Origin of the sequence: Polynucleobacter sp. MWH-Adler-W8 (genome assembly GCF_001889925.1) — a bacterium.
In the GTDB taxonomy this organism is placed as follows: Bacteria; Pseudomonadota; Gammaproteobacteria; order Burkholderiales; family Burkholderiaceae; genus Polynucleobacter.
The window spans coordinates 39,985-59,432 of record NZ_LZFI01000007.1 but is presented as its reverse complement, the minus strand read 5'-3'; the positions used below and the strand labels follow the sequence as shown (position 1 = coordinate 59,432).

Annotated in this window: 21 protein-coding genes; 17 read left to right on the top strand and 4 right to left on the bottom strand. The window is 46.1% G+C overall.

From position 1 onward, the window contains the following. Positions 1-35 precede the first annotated feature (35 nt). The 6 genes from AOC28_RS09110 (at position 36) to cysM (ending at position 5,653) form a co-directional block, all read left to right on the top strand. Entirely contained in the window at positions 36-1,400 is a 1,365-nt protein-coding gene (locus tag AOC28_RS09110; protein WP_072583665.1) for a UDP-glucose/GDP-mannose dehydrogenase family protein, read from the top strand. A 41-nt stretch (positions 1,401-1,441) separates the two neighbouring features. Next, positions 1,442-2,371 carry a D-glycero-beta-D-manno-heptose-7-phosphate kinase gene (gene rfaE1 / locus AOC28_RS09105; protein WP_072583664.1) on the top strand — a complete coding sequence of 310 codons (930 nt, stop codon included), beginning with the start codon at positions 1,442-1,444 and terminating at the stop codon, positions 2,369-2,371. Continuing rightward, positions 2,368-3,396 carry an ADP-glyceromanno-heptose 6-epimerase gene (gene rfaD, locus AOC28_RS09100; RefSeq protein WP_072583663.1) on the top strand — a complete coding sequence of 343 codons (1,029 nt, stop codon included), beginning with the start codon at positions 2,368-2,370 and terminating at the stop codon, positions 3,394-3,396. Before rfaE1 ends, rfaD begins: the two co-directional genes overlap by 4 nt. Before the next feature lie 9 nt (positions 3,397-3,405). Further along, positions 3,406-4,137 carry a hypothetical protein gene (locus AOC28_RS09095; protein WP_072583662.1) on the top strand — a complete coding sequence of 244 codons (732 nt, stop codon included), beginning with the start codon at positions 3,406-3,408 and terminating at the stop codon, positions 4,135-4,137. 134 nt (positions 4,138-4,271) lie between these two features. Further along, complete coding sequence (locus AOC28_RS09090; protein WP_072583661.1) at positions 4,272-4,700, top strand: helix-hairpin-helix domain-containing protein; 429 nt, start codon at positions 4,272-4,274, stop codon at positions 4,698-4,700. A 41-nt stretch (positions 4,701-4,741) separates the two neighbouring features. Beyond that, entirely contained in the window at positions 4,742-5,653 is a 912-nt protein-coding gene (gene cysM, locus AOC28_RS09085) for a cysteine synthase CysM (RefSeq protein WP_072583660.1), read from the top strand. Here cysM and AOC28_RS09080 read toward each other — a convergent pair. Next, entirely contained in the window at positions 5,650-6,882 is a 1,233-nt protein-coding gene (locus AOC28_RS09080; RefSeq protein WP_072583742.1) for a lytic murein transglycosylase, read from the bottom strand. The genes cysM and AOC28_RS09080 overlap by 4 nt on opposite strands. A 95-nt stretch (positions 6,883-6,977) precedes the next feature. Between AOC28_RS09080 and AOC28_RS09075 the strand changes: the two genes are divergently transcribed. From AOC28_RS09075 to AOC28_RS09055, 5 genes are all read left to right on the top strand, one after another. Beyond that, the gene (locus AOC28_RS09075) at positions 6,978-7,898 is read left to right on the top strand and encodes a histone deacetylase family protein (RefSeq protein WP_072583659.1); all 921 of its coding nucleotides are present in this window, start codon (positions 6,978-6,980) and stop codon (positions 7,896-7,898) included. Between the two features lie 36 nt (positions 7,899-7,934). Then, complete coding sequence (locus AOC28_RS09070; RefSeq protein ID WP_072583658.1) at positions 7,935-9,587, top strand: acyl-CoA synthetase; 1,653 nt, start codon at positions 7,935-7,937, stop codon at positions 9,585-9,587. 88 nt (positions 9,588-9,675) lie between these two features. Continuing rightward, positions 9,676-10,425 carry an electron transfer flavoprotein subunit beta/FixA family protein gene (locus AOC28_RS09065; RefSeq protein WP_072583657.1) on the top strand — a complete coding sequence of 250 codons (750 nt, stop codon included), beginning with the start codon at positions 9,676-9,678 and terminating at the stop codon, positions 10,423-10,425. Continuing rightward, a complete protein-coding gene (locus AOC28_RS09060) occupies positions 10,426-11,361 on the top strand; it encodes an electron transfer flavoprotein subunit alpha/FixB family protein (RefSeq protein ID WP_072583656.1) in 936 nt (311 codons plus the stop codon). A 57-nt stretch (positions 11,362-11,418) separates the two neighbouring features. Next, positions 11,419-13,206: an acyl-CoA dehydrogenase gene (locus tag AOC28_RS09055; protein WP_072583655.1), complete on the top strand. Its 1,788-nt coding sequence runs from the start codon at positions 11,419-11,421 to the stop codon at positions 13,204-13,206. A gap of 68 nt (positions 13,207-13,274) precedes the next feature. Here AOC28_RS09055 and AOC28_RS09050 read toward each other — a convergent pair whose 3' ends face one another. Together AOC28_RS09050 and AOC28_RS09045 are read right to left on the bottom strand one after the other, a co-directional pair. Beyond that, the gene (locus tag AOC28_RS09050) at positions 13,275-13,721 is read right to left on the bottom strand and encodes a hypothetical protein (protein WP_072583654.1); all 447 of its coding nucleotides are present in this window, start codon (positions 13,719-13,721) and stop codon (positions 13,275-13,277) included. A 38-nt stretch (positions 13,722-13,759) separates the two neighbouring features. Then, positions 13,760-14,290 (bottom strand): META domain-containing protein, encoded by a 531-nt coding sequence (locus AOC28_RS09045; protein ID WP_072583653.1) that lies wholly within the window; start codon positions 14,288-14,290, stop codon positions 13,760-13,762. Positions 14,291-14,514: 224 nt separating this feature from the next. On the opposite strand from AOC28_RS09045, the gene rpsP reads away from it, so the two are divergent. The 6 genes from rpsP to AOC28_RS09015 all read left to right on the top strand — a co-directional run bounded on the left by rpsP (position 14,515) and on the right by AOC28_RS09015 (position 18,489). Next, the gene (gene rpsP, locus AOC28_RS09040; protein WP_072583652.1) at positions 14,515-14,760 is read left to right on the top strand and encodes a 30S ribosomal protein S16; all 246 of its coding nucleotides are present in this window, start codon (positions 14,515-14,517) and stop codon (positions 14,758-14,760) included. Between the two features lie 92 nt (positions 14,761-14,852). Next, the gene (rimM, locus tag AOC28_RS09035; protein WP_072583651.1) at positions 14,853-15,419 is read left to right on the top strand and encodes a ribosome maturation factor RimM; all 567 of its coding nucleotides are present in this window, start codon (positions 14,853-14,855) and stop codon (positions 15,417-15,419) included. Positions 15,420-15,455: 36 nt separating this feature from the next. After that, positions 15,456-16,202 (top strand): tRNA (guanosine(37)-N1)-methyltransferase TrmD, encoded by a 747-nt coding sequence (gene trmD / locus AOC28_RS09030; protein WP_072583650.1) that lies wholly within the window; start codon positions 15,456-15,458, stop codon positions 16,200-16,202. 136 nt (positions 16,203-16,338) lie between these two features. Continuing rightward, positions 16,339-16,731: a 50S ribosomal protein L19 gene (gene rplS, locus AOC28_RS09025; protein WP_072583649.1), complete on the top strand. Its 393-nt coding sequence runs from the start codon at positions 16,339-16,341 to the stop codon at positions 16,729-16,731. Between the two features lie 64 nt (positions 16,732-16,795). Next, positions 16,796-17,533, top strand: coding sequence for a CoA pyrophosphatase (locus tag AOC28_RS09020; protein WP_072583741.1), 738 nt, complete (start codon positions 16,796-16,798; stop codon positions 17,531-17,533). Beyond that, positions 17,530-18,489 carry a CobD/CbiB family protein gene (locus tag AOC28_RS09015; RefSeq protein ID WP_072583648.1) on the top strand — a complete coding sequence of 320 codons (960 nt, stop codon included), beginning with the start codon at positions 17,530-17,532 and terminating at the stop codon, positions 18,487-18,489. Before AOC28_RS09020 ends, AOC28_RS09015 begins: the two co-directional genes overlap by 4 nt. Here the strand turns inward: AOC28_RS09015 and rsgA are convergent. Further along, the gene (gene rsgA, locus AOC28_RS09010) at positions 18,434-19,447 is read right to left on the bottom strand and encodes a ribosome small subunit-dependent GTPase A (RefSeq protein WP_072583647.1); all 1,014 of its coding nucleotides are present in this window, start codon (positions 19,445-19,447) and stop codon (positions 18,434-18,436) included. The genes AOC28_RS09015 and rsgA overlap by 56 nt on opposite strands. Between the last annotated feature and the right edge of the window lies 1 nt (position 19,448).

Sequence of the window (19,448 nt, the reverse complement as noted above, 5' to 3'; positions counted from 1 at the left end):
ATGATGTATTTAAATAAAGAATTGTTGGAGATCAATTGAAAGTCACCATCATCGGTAGCGGTTACGTAGGTTTAGTTACAGGTGCATGCCTAGCTGAGCAAGGCAATAACGTCTTTTGTGTTGACGTAGATGCCAAAAAGATTGAGATTCTCAATTCTGGCGGCGTGCCAATTTACGAGCCTGGCCTTAAAGAAATGATTGAGCGCAATCGCGCTGCTGGCCGTTTGCAGTTCTCGACTGATATTGCGGCTTCTGTAGCCCATGGGGATATTCAGTTTATTGCGGTAGGTACACCACCCGATGAGGATGGCTCAGCAGATCTTCAATATGTTGTAGCGGCAGCGCGCAATATTGGCCGTCACATGACCACTCCCAAAGTGATTGTGGATAAATCGACTGTTCCAGTAGGTACTGCCGATAAAGTATCTGAGGCAATTACTGAAGAGCTCGAAAAAAGAAACTTATCTCCAGAACTCTGCTCAGTAGTCTCTAACCCCGAGTTCCTTAAAGAAGGCGCAGCTGTTGAAGACTTTATGCGCCCCGATCGCATTGTGATCGGTACAGAAAGCACTCCAGCTGGATTGCACGCTAAAGAGCAAATGCGCAAACTCTACGCTCCCTTTAATCGTCACCATGAGCGCACCTATTACATGGATGTCAAAAGTGCTGAGCTCACTAAATATGCTGCCAATGCGATGTTAGCCACCCGCATCTCCTTTATGAACGAGTTGGCTAATCTTGCTGATCTAGTGGGCGCTGATATTGAGGCAGTGCGCCAAGGCATTGGTTCAGACTCCCGTATTGGTTATGGCTTTTTATACTCGGGTACTGGTTATGGCGGCTCATGCTTTCCCAAAGACGTATCAGCACTATCTAAGACCGCAAAAGAGCATGGCCGGGATCTGAAGATTCTGGATGCTGTAGAGGCTGTGAATGAATTGCAAAAATACATCTTGGTCGAAAAGATCGAAAAGCGTTTTGGTAAAGATCTCAAGGGGATGAAGTTTGCTCTGTGGGGTTTGGCCTTCAAACCCAATACTGACGATATGCGTGAAGCGCCTAGCCGGGTCATCATTGCCGAACTCGTTAAACGTGGTGCTCAAATAGTAGCTCATGATCCGGTAGCCATGCCAGAGGCTAAACATTGCCTAGATCTAGACTTTCAAGGCAACCCGGAAGGCCTCAAACAAGTATCAATGACTGATAATCCGATGAATACATTAGATGATGCTGATGCCCTCATCATCGTGACGGAATGGAAAGCCTTTAGAAGCCCTGATTTTGAGCAAGTCATGGAAAAGCTCAAACGCCCAATTATCTTTGATGGCCGCAATCTCTATGAGCCAGCTTCTATGCAAGAATTGGGTATTGAGTACCATGGCATTGGGCGACATAATTAAATAAGCAACCAAGCAAAAAACAGAAAACAAAAATTAGCCAAATGGAAAAAGCCAATCGCGAAGAATTCTCAAAAGCCCGCCTACTAGTGGTGGGTGATGTCATGCTCGATCGCTATTGGTTTGGCGATACTAATCGTATTTCTCCTGAGGCGCCAGTGCCAGTGGTGCAGGTGGGTAAGATTGACGAACGTCTTGGTGGCGCTGCTAACGTAGCTCGTAACGTAGCTGCGCTCGATGCTAAAGCAACTATTCTCGGCATTGTTGGTAATGACGAACCCGGCAAGCGTGTAGTTGAATTATTAAGAGCTGGTGGTGTCGACAGTCAATTAGAAATTGATGCGGATGTTCCAACTATTGTGAAGCTGCGTGTGATTGCTCGCCAGCAACAACTGATTCGTCTGGACTTTGAAGAACCCCCCAGTGCAAAAGCCCTTGCCCATAAGCTAGAGCGTTTTGAAAAATTGGTTGGTGCGGCTGATGTAGTCATTTTGTCTGATTACGGCAAGGGCGCATTAGGACAAGTGGCTCATATGATTGAGCAAGCAAGAAGCCAAAACAAAATGATTCTGGTTGACCCTAAGGGTGAAGATTACGAAAAGTATCGTGGCGCCACCGTCTTAACCCCTAACCGTAGCGAGCTGCGTCAAGTAGTTGGCAAGTGGACCAGCGAAGAAGATTTGACTGCTAAAGCCCAAGCGCTCAGAAAGTCTCTTGATTTACAGGCGCTACTTCTCACACGCTCTGAAGATGGCATGAGTTTATATACTGACTCAGGTGTGAGCCACGTGAAAGCCCAAGCACGTGAAGTGTTTGATGTCTCTGGCGCTGGCGATACTGTGATTGCAACATTGGCCGTGGCCTTGGCTGCAAAATGGCCTTTAGAAAAAGCCATGGCGCTTGCAAACCGTGCTGGTAGCATTGTGGTTGGTAAGTTGGGTACTGCAACCGTTACTTCAGAGGAATTACAGTGACTATTATCGTAACCGGCGCAGCTGGATTTATTGGTGCCAATATCGTTCAGGCGCTTAATGCGCGTGGTGAAAAAAACATCATTGCAGTGGATGATCTTCGCCCTGCGGATAAATATCGCAATCTTGCAGATTTAGACATCATTGACTACCTTGATAAAGATGAATTTCTAGAAGCCTTTAGAAGTGGTCGTTTTGGTAAGGTCAAAGCAGTGTTTCATGAAGGGGCTTGCTCTGACACCATGGAAACAGATGGCATCTTCATGATGGCAAATAATTATCGTTACACCATGGATTTATTGGACATCTGCACCGAGCAAAAGGTTCAATTGCTCTATGCCTCTTCAGCCGCTACTTATGGTGGCTCAGATGTGTTTGTGGAGAGCCGCGAACATGAGAAGCCGCTTAATATTTATGGTTACTCTAAGTTCTTATTTGACCAAGTAATGCGTAAGCGTTTTGCCGAGAAAGCAAATACAGCCCAGGTTGTTGGCTTTCGTTACTTTAATGTTTATGGTCCTCGCGAATCTCATAAGGGTCGTATGGCATCGGTGGCCTTTCATCAGTATCACCAATACAAAGCTAATGGCCATGTAAAGCTCTTTGGCGAGTATGGTGGTTATGGCCCTGGCGAGCAAAGCCGTGATTTTGTGTCTGTAGAAGATGTGGTGAAAGTAAATCTATTCTTCTTAGATCATCCAGAAATCAGCGGCATCTTCAATTTAGGTAGTGGTCGTGCGCAACCGTTTAATGATGTAGCTCATGCAGTGGCTAATGCAATGCGTAAGATGGATAAAGCAGCCCCAGCATCCCTCCAAGAATTGGTTAAGGAAAAAGCCATTGAGTACATCCCCTTTCCAGATGCGCTTAGGGGTAAATATCAGTGCTTTACTCAAGCGGACCTCACTAAGCTCAGGGCTGCAGGTTATACAGAACCTTTCTTAAATGTTGAGCAAGGGGTAGGTAAATATATTGAGTGGCTAGAAGCCAATTCTGGTTTCTTGGCTAATCCCTTAGATAGCAAATAGACTGCTTAGATGAAAGCATTTTTAGCAATTGCCATTTGGGTAATTAGCTTTAATGCGTACGCCCAAGTTTTTGATATTCCCCATGCTGACGAGGCCCCCACAAGGACTTTACTAATTCAGGCTGCTAAACCCCGCGCTCTTGTATTGTTATTTCCTGGTGGCGGAGGCATTGTTGGTATTTTTGATAACGGTTCTATGCGAAGTAGACATACCTTTATTCGCTCCATGGGGATGTGGGAGCAATACGATATTACGGCTGTAGTGGTAGATACACCATATGATCTTGGAGATTTACGTCGTGGCGATCGTCGCGATCGGCAGGACCATTTAAGTAGAGTCGATGAGGTGATCAATTTCTATAAACAGAAATTCAATCTCCCGGTATGGATTTTTGGCCATAGTATGGGCACATCGACAGCCACATATTTTGTTAATAGTAATAAAACCAAGGCACTTGCGGGGATAGTGATTGCTGGAACTGTTCGAACAGCTAGTGTTAATAACGATGTCACCTTGCCTGTGTTGGCAATTCATCATATAAACGATCAGTGCTCGGGTACTCCATTGTCTGCTTCAGAAAATATCATTGCTGGACGTCCTAAAAATGCCGCGTCTAAATTAGAGATTATTGAAGGTGGCATTACCGAAGGGGGCGTCTGCGATTCTTTTGCTTATCATGGCTTCAATCAGACTGAACCCGAGCTCATTAAGCGAGCGGCCCAATTTATTCTGAGTCATTAGACGAGGGTAGTGTCGGCATTTGCTGATTAAGACGTCAGCATAAAAAGCCAGTCAACATTTCATCCTCTAAGTCGTTGTAAACGATCCACGCGCACTTTGTGCCCGTGGATTTTTTATTCACTACTGGAGAGAGTATGACAAGCAATTTAAATGTAGATAATTTTTGGACGTTAGTTAGAGCTGTGGCTGCAACTTTCACCTTATTAGCTTCAAATACTGGGTTGGTATATGCCTCACCCATTAACGTCAATACCGCCACTCAAACTGAGCTCGAGAGTATTAAGGGAATTGGTCCAGCTAAGGCAAAAACGATTATTGCGGAACGTTTGGATGGTGGTCATTTTCAGGATGTCAATGACCTGCAGAAGCGGGTTCGTGGCATCGGTCTGAAATCAGTAGAAAAAATGGTCGATAACGGATTAACGATTGAAGCCCCTAGCTCCTTTCGGGAGCCCAATGGCCGGACTAAGAAAGAGGGTGGGGCCTCTACTCGACGCAATTCGCGTAATCAAGCTAATCTTCGCAATCAGCAGGAGCGTGCGGGATCAGGTCGCAGAAATTAAACCCTTCCGTGTCTAAGGCAGCTTATGGCTAAAATGGCTTTATGAGCAAACCTTCCTACCTTACTATTTCGCAGACTGTGGGCAATACGCCTTTAGTTCGTTTGCAGCGTATTCCTGGTTTAGAAAATGAGAATCGCAACAATGTGATCTTGGGTAAGTTGGAGGGAAACAATCCAGCCGGGTCGGTAAAGGACCGACCTGCGCTGTCGATGATCTCTCGCGCACAGGAGCGCGGTGAAATTAAACCTGGTGATACTTTAATCGAAGCAACTAGCGGGAATACGGGTATTGCCTTAGCAATGACCGCAGCCATGCTCGGTTACAAAATGATTTTAGTCATGCCAGAGAATCAAAGTATTGAACGTCGTCAAAGTATGGCGGCGTACGGTGCTGAACTTATTTTGACGGCAGCTTCCGGCGGCATGGAGTTTGCCAGAGATTACGCCATGCAATTGCAAAGAGAAGGTCGCGGCAGATTGCTTGATCAATTTGCCAATCCAGATAATCCTAGGGCGCATATCGAAACTACTGGGCCAGAGATCTGGCGTGATACCGATGGGCAGATTACACATTTCATATCTGCCATGGGTACTACCGGCACCATCACTGGGGTGTCTACTTATCTCAAGTCTATGAATCCAACGATTCAGATTATTGGGGCACAACCAGAGGATGGCTCTCAGATTCCGGGTATTCGCAAGTGGGCGCCTGAGTATCTGCCTAAGATTTACCAAGGTGATCGCGTTGATGCGATTGAATATGTCTCTCAAGCAGACGCAGAAGAGATGGCTCGTCGTCTTGCTGCAGAAGAAGGTATTTTTTGCGGCATCTCTGCTGGAGGTGCTTTGGTGGTTGCTTTACGCATAGCCCGTCAAGTTGAAAATGCTACGATCGTCTTTATTGTCTGCGACCGAGGTGACCGCTACCTGTCTACTGGTGTTTTTCCAGCCTAAGACTTTACTTTTTTCTTAGGGCTAGATTTTTTGGGTTTCAACTTTTCACTGGCTTTCGTTGAGCTTTCTGCTGGCACGACGCTTTGGTTTTTGTATCCTAAGGCCTGGGCAAACTCAGCAACACTTTGGGCATAAAAATAACTACGGTTGTATTGCACAATTGTCAGAAAATTATTTAAACCAACAAAATATTGCACTTGGTCCAAGCCATCTTTATCGGGATAGGGCAAGTCAACAATAAAAGCTTTGCTTTGCGGCTCTACACCACCACTTTGTAGATCGCCTTGTTGTTGAGTCAAGATTCCCTTTTCAATGAGCTCTTGTACAGTAAATTTCAACTGCGGTTCACCATCAGCCAATGCTTTGGCAGCACTGATGCCATTTTCTTGAACTGGAAATGAAATCGGCATACCGGGTTGCCAGCCATGTTTTTTCATGAAGTTGGCAACACTCGCAATAGCGTCCTTAGGGCTTTGCTTTAAATCAATTTGACCATCGCCGTCACCATCGACCGCAAAGCTGCGAATACTGCTAGGCATGAACTGTGGCAGACCAATGGCGCCAGCATAGGAGCTATTCTGATTTAGGCAGGCACTAAAACGTGCGCTATTGATACCTTGACTACTATTTTTGGAGGGCAGCTTGCCACCCGCCCCAGTCCAGCACATCAGAATGAGTTCTTTGAGTTGGTCCTTGAAGAGTTGCTCACGTGCTGGTTTATTAGGGGTATCTGGGTAACTAAAGGCGAGGGTAGATAGAACGTCTTTCACCCTGAAATTGCCGGTTTGGCGTCCATAGATGGTTTCGATGCCAATAATGGCCACAATAATCTCAGCTGGCACCCCTGATTCTTGCTCAACTTGGCTCAAAAAGGCTTGATTTTGGTCCCAAAAGACCCTGCCAGCCTTAAGGCGTACGGGCTCAATAAAGCGTTTGCGATAAGCCAGCCAGTTCTTCTTAAATGTACCCGATGGGGGTAATACCAATTTCCGAATTGAGGGAACCGTTTTAGCATCTAGGAAGCCCATTTCTAGGGCTGGGAGTGGGATTTCTTGGTTTTGGGAGACCTGGGTAAGGAGTTCGTTGAGGTTCTGGCTAAAACGCGCCTCGGTAGCGGCATCGTCAGTCTGGTTTACGATGGGCTGTTGTGATTGGGTTGGCTGTGTGGGGGTGCTAGAGCACCCTGCTAACGCAAGAGCAAGCAGTAGGTAGGAGACGCGAAAGTTCATGCTTAAGGTATTTTTATTGGTATTGGATTTTCGAATGTTGAGCACGTTTAATTAGATTATAAAAATTACAAATTTGCTATTGAGGATTTCGAGTAATGACAACAGGATACATAACTCATCCAGACTTTCTGAAACATGAGATGGGAAGCCATCATCCAGAGTGTCCAGAGAGAATTCAGGCGATCAATGATCAACTGATTCGCAGCGGTGTTGATCAATTTTTGCATCATTTAGATGCGCCATTGGCCACTGAAGACCAATTGGAATTGGTCCATAGTCCTGACCACGTTTCTTTTGTTCGAGATCGTGCCCCAGAGAGCGGGTATTTCATGCTCGATGGTGACACCATTATGAATCCCCATACTTACAGAGCTTCACTCAGAGCTGCAGGCGCTGCTATTGCAGGTGTAGATGCTGTGATGAAGGGTGAGGTTGAGAACGTATTTTGTGCTGTAAGACCGCCAGGACATCATGCGGAGCCAACGCGTTCTATGGGATTTTGTTTATTTGATAACGTGGCGATTGCTGCGCGATATGCAATGGAAACATACGGCATTGAGCGTGTCGCCATCGTTGATTTTGATGTCCATCATGGGAACGGTACTGAAGCTGCTTTTTTCAATGACCCCAATGTCTTGATGTGCAGCTTTTTTCAACATCCTTTTTATCCCTATAGCGGCCTTGATCATGCTAACAATATGGTCAACGTACCTTTGCCTGCTGCAACTCGGGGCGATGTGGTGCGCTCCATTGTGGAAGAGCAATGGCTGCCAGCTTTGCGTAATTTTGAGCCTGAGCTCGTGATTATTTCAGCAGGGTTTGATGCCCATCGCGAAGATGATTTAGGTCAGATGGGCTTGGTGGAGGATGACTATGTCTGGATTACCAAACGTTTAAAAGAGATTGCTAATGAGTATGCGCAAGGACGCATTGTGAGCTGCTTAGAGGGTGGTTATAACCTCTCTGCTTTGGGCCGCAGTGTGGTGGCCCATATTAAAGCGCTAGCAGATATTTAATAAAAAATTTAGTAAAACAGAAATCGAAAGCTGAAGATGGCAAATATTTATGAACAAGGTTTGGCTCGCAATCCAGCCAACTACACCCCAATTACACCGCTCTTATTTTTAGAGCGCTCAGCAGAAATTTACCCCGATAAAACTGCCGTTATTCATGGGAAATTGCGTCAGACCTGGGCACAAACTTATGAGCGTTGCCGTCGCTTGGCTAGCGCCTTACAAAAGCATGGTATTGGTTTGGGTGACACCGTAGCGGTGATGTTGCCCAACACGCCTCCAATGGTAGAAGCCCATTTTGGTATTCCAATGGCGGGTGCAGTTTTGAATGCTCTTAATACTCGTTTAGACGCAGAGACAGTGGCCTTTATGCTGAATCATGGCGAAGCTAAAGTAGTCATTGTTGATCCTGAATTTTCAGGGGTGATGAAAAAAGCGCTTGAGATTGCTAAGAAAGATTCTGGTCGTGATTTCTTGGTGGTAGATGTTGAAGAAAAAGAGTTTGAAGTTCCTGGCGAGAAGTTAGGCAAACTCACTTATGAGAAATTACTCTCCGAAGGGGATCCAAATTTTGCATGGCAAGTTCCCGCAGATGAGTGGCAAGCGATTTGCTTGAATTACACATCAGGAACTACTGGTAACCCTAAGGGTGTGGTGTATCACCATCGTGGCGCTGCAATAAATGCCGTTTCCAATGTGCTGGACTGGGATATTAATAAGCATCCTATCTACCTCTGGACTTTACCAATGTTCCATTGCAATGGTTGGTGCTTTCCATGGACTATCGCTGCTCGCGCTGGTGTCAACGTCTGCTTGCGTCGGGTTGATGCGCAACATATTTTTGCGGCAATTAAAGAGCATGGTGTGACCCACTACTGCGCAGCACCTATCGTGCATAACTTGTTGGTCAATGCGCCGGATGAGCTGAAGGTGGGAGTGCCCACAGGAGTTAAAGGCTTGATCGCCGGTGCCGCACCACCTGCATCGATTATTGAGGGTATGGAAAAGTTAGGATTTGATTTAACGCACGTCTATGGTTTGACTGAAACCTATGGGCCAGCAGCTGTGTGCGTTAAACAAGACGAGTGGAATAATGTTGATATCGGTGAGCGTGCTCGTTTAAATGCACGCCAAGGTGTGCGTTATCACATGCAACAGGCAATTGCTGTTCTTGATCCAGAAACCATGCAGGCGGTTCCAGCAGATGGTGAAACCATGGGTGAAATTATGTTCAAGGGCAATATTGCCATGAAGGGATACCTGAAGAACGAAAAAGCAACCCAAGAGGCATTTGAAGGTGGCTGGTTTCACTCGGGCGATTTGGCAGTAATGAATCCAGATGGCTATGTGAAGATGAAGGACCGCAGCAAAGACATCATTATTTCTGGAGGTGAAAATATTTCCTCTGTAGAGGTTGAGGATGTACTCTATCGACACCCAGCTATTAACGCTGCTGCGGTGGTTGCTAAGCCTGATCCTAAATGGGGTGAAACGCCTTGCGCCTTCTTGGAAATCAAACCTGGTTCAGAGGTGACTGCCGAGGAGATTATTGCCCACTGTAAAAAGCATTTAGCAGGCTTTAAGGTTCCGAGAGCTATTGTCTTCTGTGAACTACCAAAGACCTCGACTGGCAAGATTCAGAAGTTTGAGCTTCGGAAACAGGCGGGTTCAGCTACCGCAATTGATGTTTAATTTGGCAAATATTCAGGTAAAATAAAACGATCGTGCTTTTTATTGAGGGTTTATCCTCGATTTATATATTATTGGAGAGGTTTGAGGGATGAAAGTCTTAGTGGCTGTAAAACGCGTTGTTGATTACAACGTCAAAATTCGGGTGAAATCAGACAACTCTGGAGTTGATTTAGCGAACGTCAAAATGAGTATGAATCCCTTTGATGAAATCGCAGTAGAGGAAGCGGTGCGTTTAAAAGAGGCGGGTGTCGCAACTGAGGTGGTTGTAGTATCTGCTGGTGCAACCCAATGCCAAGAAACCCTCCGTACCGCTTTAGCAATTGGCGCGGATCGTGCCATCCTGGTGGAGACAGATGTAGAGCTGCAACCTTTAGCAGTAGCGAAGATTCTCAAGGCGCTCTCTGATAAAGAGCAAGCGCAAATCATCATTCTTGGTAAACAAGCAATTGACGATGACAGCAATCAAACCGGTCAGATGTTGGCTAGCTTGCTGGATATTCCTCAAGCAACCTTTGCTTCTAAGGTTGTAGTTGCAGACGGCAAAGCCACTGTGACTCGTGAAGTCGATGGCGGCTTAGAAACTATTGCACTAACTTTGCCGGCAGTGATTACCACTGACCTGCGCTTGAATGAACCACGCTATGTCACTTTGCCGAATATCATGAAGGCCAAGAAGAAAACAATTGATATCGTGAAGCCTGAAGAATTGGGTGTCGATATTGCCCCACGCCTGAAAACACTTAAAGTAGAAGAGCCGCCAAAGCGCTCTGCTGGCGTGATGGTTGCTGATGTGGCAGCCCTTGTAGAAAAACTCAAAAATGAAGCGAAGGTGATCTAAATGGCTGCACTTGTTATTGCTGAACACGACAATCAATCATTAAAAGCGGCAACCCTTAATGCTGTAGCAGCTGCTTTGCAGTGCTCTCCTGAGGTGGATGTGCTCGTTGCTGGGAGTGGTGCTGATGCTGCTGCAGCTGCCGCAGCGCAAATTGCTGGCGTGCGCAAAGTCATTCAAATTGATGCCGCTAATTTGGCTGATCAATTGGCTGAACCTTTGGCTGCGCAGATCCTCTCCATTGCGAATGGCTATAGCCATATTCTCGCTCCTGCAACAGCCAACGGAAAGAATGTTTTGCCACGCGTTGCTGCTAAGTTAGATGTAGCTCAGTTGTCTGACATTACCAAAGTCATCTCTGTGGATACTTTCGAGCGTCCAATTTATGCGGGCAATGCGATTGCGACCGTGCAATCCACCGATCCAATCAAAGTGATTACTGTGCGTACTACTGGTTTTGATCCAGTTGCCGCTACTGGTGGTTCGGCTGCTGTAGAAAAAGCTGCTGTTGCTGATAGTAAAGTTTCATCATCCTTTGTTGGTCGTGAGCTGACTAAATCTGATCGTCCAGAATTGACCGCCGCCAAGATTATTGTTTCTGGTGGTCGTGGTTTGGGTTCCGGTGAAAAGTATCAGGAGCTCATTGCGCCTTTGGCCGACAAACTCGGTGCTGCTTTGGGTGCATCCCGTGCTGCGGTGGATGCGGGTTACGTTCCCAATGATTATCAAGTGGGTCAGACTGGCAAGATTGTCGCTCCTCAGCTTTACATCGCTGTTGGTATCTCTGGTGCCATCCAACATTTGGCTGGTATGAAAGACTCCAAAGTTATCGTAGCAATCAACAAAGATCCAGAGGCGCCAATATTTGGTGTTGCTGACTATGGTCTAGTGGCGGATTTGAACATTGCTGTGCCGGAGTTAACAAAAGCACTTGGTTGAGTTGAAGATTGAAGCTAAAGATTAATTAAGTATCTAACTGTATAAAGAGGAGTTGTAATGCCATACGTAGCCCCAGTGAAAGATATGTTGTTTGTGATGAATGAACTAGCTGGGCTATCAGATGTTGTCGCCTACCCCTCCTATGCTGATGCTGGTGCGGATGTAGATTTGGCCCCTGCGATCTTGGAGGAGTCAGCCAAATTTAATCAAGACGTAGTGGCCCCCCTCAATTGGGCTGGCGATCAAACCCCAAGCTCCTTAAAAGATGGTGTAGTGACAACTACCCCCGGCTTCAAACAAGCTTTCGAGCAATACGCTGCTGCTGGTTGGCAAGGCGTCATTCATCCCGCAGAGTTTGGTGGACAAGGTTTACCAAAATTGATCTCTACTGCATGTTTAGAGATGGTGAATGCAGCCAATCTTTCTTTTGCATTATGTCCTTTGCTAACTGATGGTGCTATTGAAGCTCTCTTAACTGCTGCTAGCCCAGAACTTCAGGAGCAATACGTTCCGAAGATGATTTCTGGTGAGTGGACTGGAACAATGAATTTGACTGAGCCGCAAGCTGGCTCTGATCTTGCGATGGTTCGCTCACGTGCTGTTCCAGAGGGTGACGGTACTTACAAGATTTTTGGTACCAAAATTTATATCACCTATGGTGAGCACGATATGGCTAAGAATATTATCCATTTGGTGTTAGCCAGAACACCCGATGCGCCAGAGGGCGTAAAGGGTATTTCATTATTTGTAGTGCCGAAGTTTATGGTAAATAAAGATGGTTCATTGGGTGAACGTAATGATGTTCATTGCGTTTCGATTGAGCATAAGTTAGGCATTAAAGCGAGTCCAACTGCGGTTCTACAGTTTGGTGATCATGGTGGTGCGATCGGCTACTTGGTTGGCGAGGAAAATCGCGGTCTTGAATATATGTTCGTGATGATGAATGCGGCTCGCTTTGCAGTAGGTATGCAGGGCGTGGCTGTTGCAGAACGCGCATATCAAAAGGCAGTGCAATACGCCAAAGATCGAGTACAAAGCCGTGACCTAACCGGTTCACCGGGCCCTGTTGCTATTATTCATCAACCTGATGTGAAGCGCATGTTGATGACGATGCGTGCCTACACAGAAGCATCGCGTGCATTAGCCTACTACGCTGCTTCTGCATATGATGCACAGCATGCTGCTCCTGATGAAGCGGTTCGCAAGGCCAATCAAGCTGTCTATGAATTCTTGGTCCCAATCGTTAAGGGCTTTTCTACAGAAATGTCGATTGAAGTGGCTAGTCTGGGGGTTCAAGTGCATGGTGGTATGGGCTTTATCGAAGAAACTGGCGCAGCGCAGTATTACCGTGATGCCCGCATCTTGACGATTTACGAAGGCACTACTGCAATTCAGGCGAATGACTTAGTTGGTAGAAAAACAGTACGTGATGGTGGGGCGATTGCCAAAGAGCTTTCCCAAAGAATTGCTGCTACTGAAAAAGATTTAGCTGCCAGTGGAAGTGCTGATGCTAAAGCGGTTCTCAAGCAACTCACTTTGGCACGCGCGGCCTTCGAACAAGCAGTTGCATACATTGTTGCGAATGCAAAGACGGACATCAAGGCTGTCTATGCCGGTAGCTTTGCTTACTTACGCTTATCTGGCTTCGTATTGGGCGGCTGGCAAATGGCGAGAGCACTGTTAGCTTCTGAGCGTTTGCGTGATGATGATCCAAAATTCTATGGCGCGAAGATTGCTACTGCCCGTTTCTTTGCTGAGAATCTCATGCCTCAAGCACAAGCTCTGGCAACTTCGATTGTTGAAAGCGGTCACTCTACCAATGCCCTAGAAGTAGAGCAGTTCTAAAGGGGCGCAAAAGAGAATAAAAAAACCGCGCTTAAGAGCGGCTCTTGCAAAATGAAAGCTATCTGCAATTATTGGGATAGCTTTTTTGCTTCATAGATTTGAGAAATGAAGAATTGCTCAAATGAGACTGCTAAAAAAGTCATCATTACACCAGCACCCAATACCAAAGAGAAAATTACTGTCAGTATCTCGAGCCAGCCAGAGCGACTCCGTCGGTGTTCTTCAATGCCGGGATTAAATTGGGCATCCCACTTCTCATCCAAGCGAAGACCAAAGGCAATGGTGGTTAACCAGCTTGCTTCAATAGCCATAAAACCAAAAGTAACGAGCACCCATCCTGGCGCCGAATGAAAGTGGGCGTCCTTAAGAATGACCCAGCCTACTGCGCCACCTATCAAGGCAAATAGCTGAACCCATGCCCAAAAAGATTTGAGTCCTTGTAGATAAAAACAATTGAGGCCGCTGCCCGGAAGGAGTAATCCGAGTGCGCAAAAAAGAAGTTTGGATTTTTTCATGAATCTTTCAGTGATATTGCTAATGAATAATTGAGTGCTTACTTAGTGTTGTTTGGCTTTTGAATAAAACTGAGTACTTCACGATCAGTGCCGATCATGAGTAATTGATCACCATTGCGCACAATGCTGCGATAGTCATTTAACTCATAGAGGAAATCATTTTCTAATTCCATACGCTGAGGGTTGCAAGCCATCTTGGTACTGGCGATTTGCTTAAGGGAAAAACCGCGGGCGTCTTCATCGAGGGTTGCAGTAAACCGATTGCATCCTGTCGAGCCGCTCAGTCGTTGTCCGCTAGCATCAAAAATGATTTGAATCGGGTTGCTGGCATCGCCTTGCGGAATTTGACGGGAACGCACCTCTCCATTGCTATTGGGGGGTAAGTTCCAGCGGGTCAGCTCCCATTTGGTATTTTTGAGTTCGCTGCTTGGTGGGCTTATTTTGGCTCCACATGGAGGTATGACGTTTGCGCAGCCACTTAAAAGTCCAAGACTTAGGCAAGAAAGTGTCAGAAAGAACCCTTTTGAAGGCCTTCTGAGGGAGTCTAAAAGTCTGGATTTAAGGATCATATTTACCTAAGTTATTGTTTTTAATGTATTTTTTATCTAAGTACACATTCTATTCTACTGTCTTAGATGCTTAAATAGGTGGAAGAAGTAGGGGTTTTCGTCTAGAATATGAGGTTTTCCGCTCTACCGTATCTGTATTTGGTGAGCTGGAGCCCAAGGTTTTTTGTAGAAATTTCATTGGGTTGTAATCAACCTGTTTTCATTTTAGATTTTAAGGAATAAGTATGGTCGTCATTCGACTGGCACGCGGCGGTTCTAAGAAGCGCCCTTTTTACAGCATTGTTGCTACTGATAAACGCAACCGTCGTGACTCGAATTTCATCGAGCGTATTGGTTACTTCAATCCACAAGCAGCGGCAACTGAGCAAGCAATGCGTATTGCTCAAGACCGTTTGACATACTGGACTGGTGTTGGCGCGCAGGTTTCCCCAACAGTAGTTCGTTTGATCAAAAACAATCCAGCTGTTTAATATTCGATTGCTAAAAACTTCATCGATGTGATGAGGTTTTTAGCGGCAGAATTTATAGTAGTTCTATTTTGGGAAAATAAGGTGTCTTACAAATGAGTACGCCTTCCCTGAATGATTTGATTGAGCTTGGCGCCATATCTGAGGCGCAAGGTTTGCAAGGCCAAGTGAAGGTAAGACCTCACTCATCAGAGCCTGTAGCACTTCTTTCTTCTAAATCCATTTGGCTGTCTCTGATTCCTCGTAGGGATGCGGGCGTTTCTGCGTCACTAGAGCAAGCCTCTTTGACGCAATACAAAGTGAAAAGCGCCAAGATGCATAGCGGTAATGTGGTGCTTACTCTGGATGGGGTAACTGATCGTGATCAGGCACTCGCATTAAAAGGTTCTCGTATCTTGGTGGCACGCGATGCGTTTCCAAAGGCGGATAGTGATTCCTATTATTGGGTTGATCTGATTGGTTGTCATGCCGTGAATTTGCAAGGCGAAGCGCTTGGGGAAGTGATTGATGTCACTGAGAATGGTGCACATGGTGTTATCGCGATTGGTAATCCAGAAACTAAAACGATTGTGTATTTGGTGCCGTTTGTAAAAGAAGTAGTGCAAAACGTCGACTTGCCAAATAAAACGATTACTCTTGATTGGCAGTCTGACTGGCAATAAGAACGCAAAGATCAATTTCAAAAAATAATTACCGATATGCGCTTTGATGTAGTCACCTTGTTTCCTGAAATGTTCTCTGCATTAACGCGGTGGGGCATTACTGGTCGCGCCTGTGAACAATCATTAGCCAGCGTGCATCTTTGGAATCCTCGTGACTTTTGCTCTGATCCTCGTAAAACCGTGGACGACCGTGCTTATGGCGGTGGACCTGGCATGGTGATGATGGCCAAGCCCTTAGAAGATGCAGTTGCCGGAATTAAGGCAGCCCATCAGGTGGCAAACATCAAATCAGGCCCAATTTGCTTATTGGCACCCCAGGGCGAGCGTTTTACTCAGAAGATAGCGGCAGATATCCTGGATTACGGCAATTTGAGCTTTATTTGTGGTCGATATGAGGCCATTGACCAACGTTTTGTCGATCGAAACGTTGATTTACAGCTTTCTATCGGTGATTTTGTGCTTTCTGGGGGTGAAATCCCCGCTATGGCGATGATGGATGCGGTAATTAGATTGATTCCAGGAGCGCTTGGAGATGGTGAATCTGCCACTCAGGATAGCTTTATGAACGGTCTTTTGGATTATCCGCACTACACCCGCCCCGAAATATATGAAAATTTATCCGTCCCGGACGTGCTTTTGGGCGGACATCACGCTAAAATAGCGGATTGGCGTCGGCAGAAGTCTTTAGAGCTGACGTTCAGGTTAAGGCCGGACTTAATTGAATCGGCCAGAGCCAAAGGGTTGCTAACCCGAGAAGATGAACAATTTCTTCGCTCTCTGTAAATACTTTCAGTAGTGTGCAGTGGTGAATGGGTGGTTTAGTTTTTGGTTTAGTGAAATTGTTTTAACTGCATCCTCTATTAGGTCCGTTGATTTAGGTCTCGGGATTAAACGCTAATACGATGTTTAAGGATTAAAAATGAATTTAATTGAAAAAATTGAGCAAGAAGAAATTGCTCGCTTAAGTGCTAACAAGGTTTTGCCAAGCTTTGCTCCTGGCGATACAGTAGTTGTTGGTGTGAACGTTGTTGAAGGTGCGCGTAAGCGTACTCAGGCGTTTGAAGGTGTTGTGATTGCAAAGCGCAATCGCGGACTCAATTCCAGCTTTATCGTTCGCAAGATTTCATCTGGCGAAGGTGTAGAGCGTACATTCCAAACTTACTCACCATTGATCGCTAGCATTGAAGTGAAGCGTCGCGGTGATGTACGTCGTGCTAAGTTGTACTACTTGCGCGATCGTTCAGGTAAGTCTGCACGTATTAAAGAGAAGCTTCCTGCACGTAAAGTAGCAGTAGCAACTCCAGCTGCATAATTAATGCTGGCTTGATTTAAAAAGGCGGCCTCGGTCGCCTTTTTTGTTGCCTTAGAATATGAATATGCCCAAGACCTCAACACCTGAAGATAATGCAATCAATGTTGCTGCGCCTCCAGGGTTTGATGCACAGGCGATTCCGATTCATGCGGTGTGTGCTGGTGAAAAAAGGGTAGCACCAGAATTTTTGGAGCCAGCTGGTTTAAGGGCTAGGCTGAACTCACCCCCTCAATGGGAGCCAGAGATTACCGATGAAAATCGTCATGTGATTGCGGCTGACATTATTGCTAAGCGCCAAGCTGTCGGAAAAGTCACTAAAGCAGCAGTACTGATTCCACTTCTATTGGGGGAGCATGGTTTGTCAGTATTGCTCACGCAAAGAACCAATCATTTGCGCGATCATGCGGGCCAAATTAGTTTTCCAGGGGGTCGTATGGATCCTGAGGATCAAAGTCCTAATGACACCGCCTTGCGTGAGAGCAAAGAAGAGATCGGATTAGATCCTGGGCGAGTGGAGATTATTGGTCATTTGCCACAGTATTTAACGGTTTCTGGCTATAGCGTTACACCAGTAGTAGGATTGGTCCAAGCTCAGGCAGAATATGTCTTAGACGAGTTTGAGGTGGCCGATGTCTTTGAGGTGCCCCTGAGTTTTTTGTTAGATCCCGCTAATCATCAAGTCAGATTGTGGCAAAGTGAGCAGGGTGGACGACGTTTTTATTCAATGCCTTATGAGAACCGCTTTATTTGGGGTGCCACTGCGGGAATGTTGCGTAACCTTTATCATTTATTAAAAGTATGACTTTCTTTTCTATTCTCTTCGCCCTTATTGCTGAGCAATACCGCCCAGTCACTTCAAGCCATTGGATTGCGCGCGTATGCGCTCGCTGGTTAGATTGGGTTGCTGCTGAATTCGGCGGCAAGACTGAAGACGGTGCAAGCCCTGTCGGTGCTCGCATGGCCTGTTTAGTTGCCTTCATATTGCCAACTTTTTTAGTCTTCATTGTGTATGTTACTTGTATGGTGACTTATCCAATCTTGGGTTTTCTTTGGAATATCGTCATCGCTTATTTGTTTTTTGGTTTTCGTCAGTTCAGTCATTCTTTTACTGCCGTGCATGATGCAATTGAAGCGCATGACTTACCTGCTGCGCGTGCGGCCTTGGGTGAGTGGTATGGCCCTGAATTAGACACGTCCAATCTTTCAGAGACAGAGGTGATTTCTTTGGCACTAGAACGCGCCATCATCGGTTCACACCACCATGTGTTTGGTGTGTTGTTCTGGTTCATGATGCCAATGGGCCCGGCTGGTGTTGTGCTCTACCGCTTGGCTGATATTGCCTCTCAACGTTGGTCAGAGCGCGGTGACTTTAACCTCAGCGAATCTGCCCGTCATTTCTTCTACGTATTGGATTGGGTTCCTGCGCGCATTACCGCAATGGGCTTTGCCATTGTTGGCAATTTCGAAGGTGCTCTATATGGCTGGCGCTATCTCACGCAAAAATGGTCAGACTCTTTGTCTGCAGTGATTTTGGCCGCAGGTAGTGGTGCATTGGGTGTGCGTCTTGGTGAGCCAATGAGTGAGCCTGATAGTGATGAGGCATTACGTATGGCTGAAGCCGGTGAACCGGTTGTTTATGAAGTAGGTCTTGAGCCTACTGAGCGTACGATGCGCTCTGCCGTAGGATTGGTATGGCGCTTAGTTATCGCTTGGATGGCTTTGTTGCTAATGCTGACCATCGCTCTTTGGCTTGGCTAATTCCCTGAATTTGTACATCAGCTGTTTTTGAATCCGAGTGCAGCTGTCTAAATAGCGCCAGTCTTTCTGGCGCTATTTCATTTCTATCTACCGCTTCACGTACTGCGCAATCTGGCTCAGTCAAATGCGCGCAGTTATGAAAGCGGCACTTACCTAGCAAGTCTTTAAATTCCCTAAAGGCATGCTGCAATTCACTAACAGACATGTGCGCTAAACCAAACTCCTGAAAGCCTGGTGAATCAATCAAAGCACCAAGCTTACCTGTCGCATCTCTACCCCAAGCCTCAGGCAATTCAAAATAACGGCATGCAGTAGTAGTGTGCTTGCCGGTATCTAGGCGCACAGAATATTCTTGGGTCAGTGCGGCCGCATTCGGTATCCAAGCATTTAATAGGCTGGATTTGCCCATGCCTGATTGGCCCACAAAGACGGAGACCTTACCCTGTAGAGCGGTCTGTAGGGAATCGATTGAGGCTGGATCAAATTTGGCAGAGACTTCGCTGACTTGATAACCCATACGAGCATAGGGCGCGATGATTTTGCGTGCGTGCTCAAGATTGTCTTTAAGGTCACACTTGTTAAGCAAAATATGTAGACCAATTTGATTGGTTTCAGCAGCTACTACTGCTCTTCCCAATAAGTCTGGTGAGAAAGCGGGTTGAGTAGCAAGCACTACTAAGATTTGATCTACATTCGAGGCAATCAACTTGCTCTTAAATGCATCCGAGCGATAGAGAAGATTTTCTCGGGGCTCAATTTTGATAATGCGCGCTTGATCAGCTGAAGTCATTTCAAGCAACATGCGATCACCCACAGCGCCAATATGTTGCTTAGCTGGCGTGCTGACTTGTATTAATGGACCATCAGGTGATTCTTGACCAGCAGCATCTGCAATTAAACGCTGCGCTAAATAATGCCTTCCGTAGGAGGCAATGAGTAGCGCATGAAATTGCTCCATC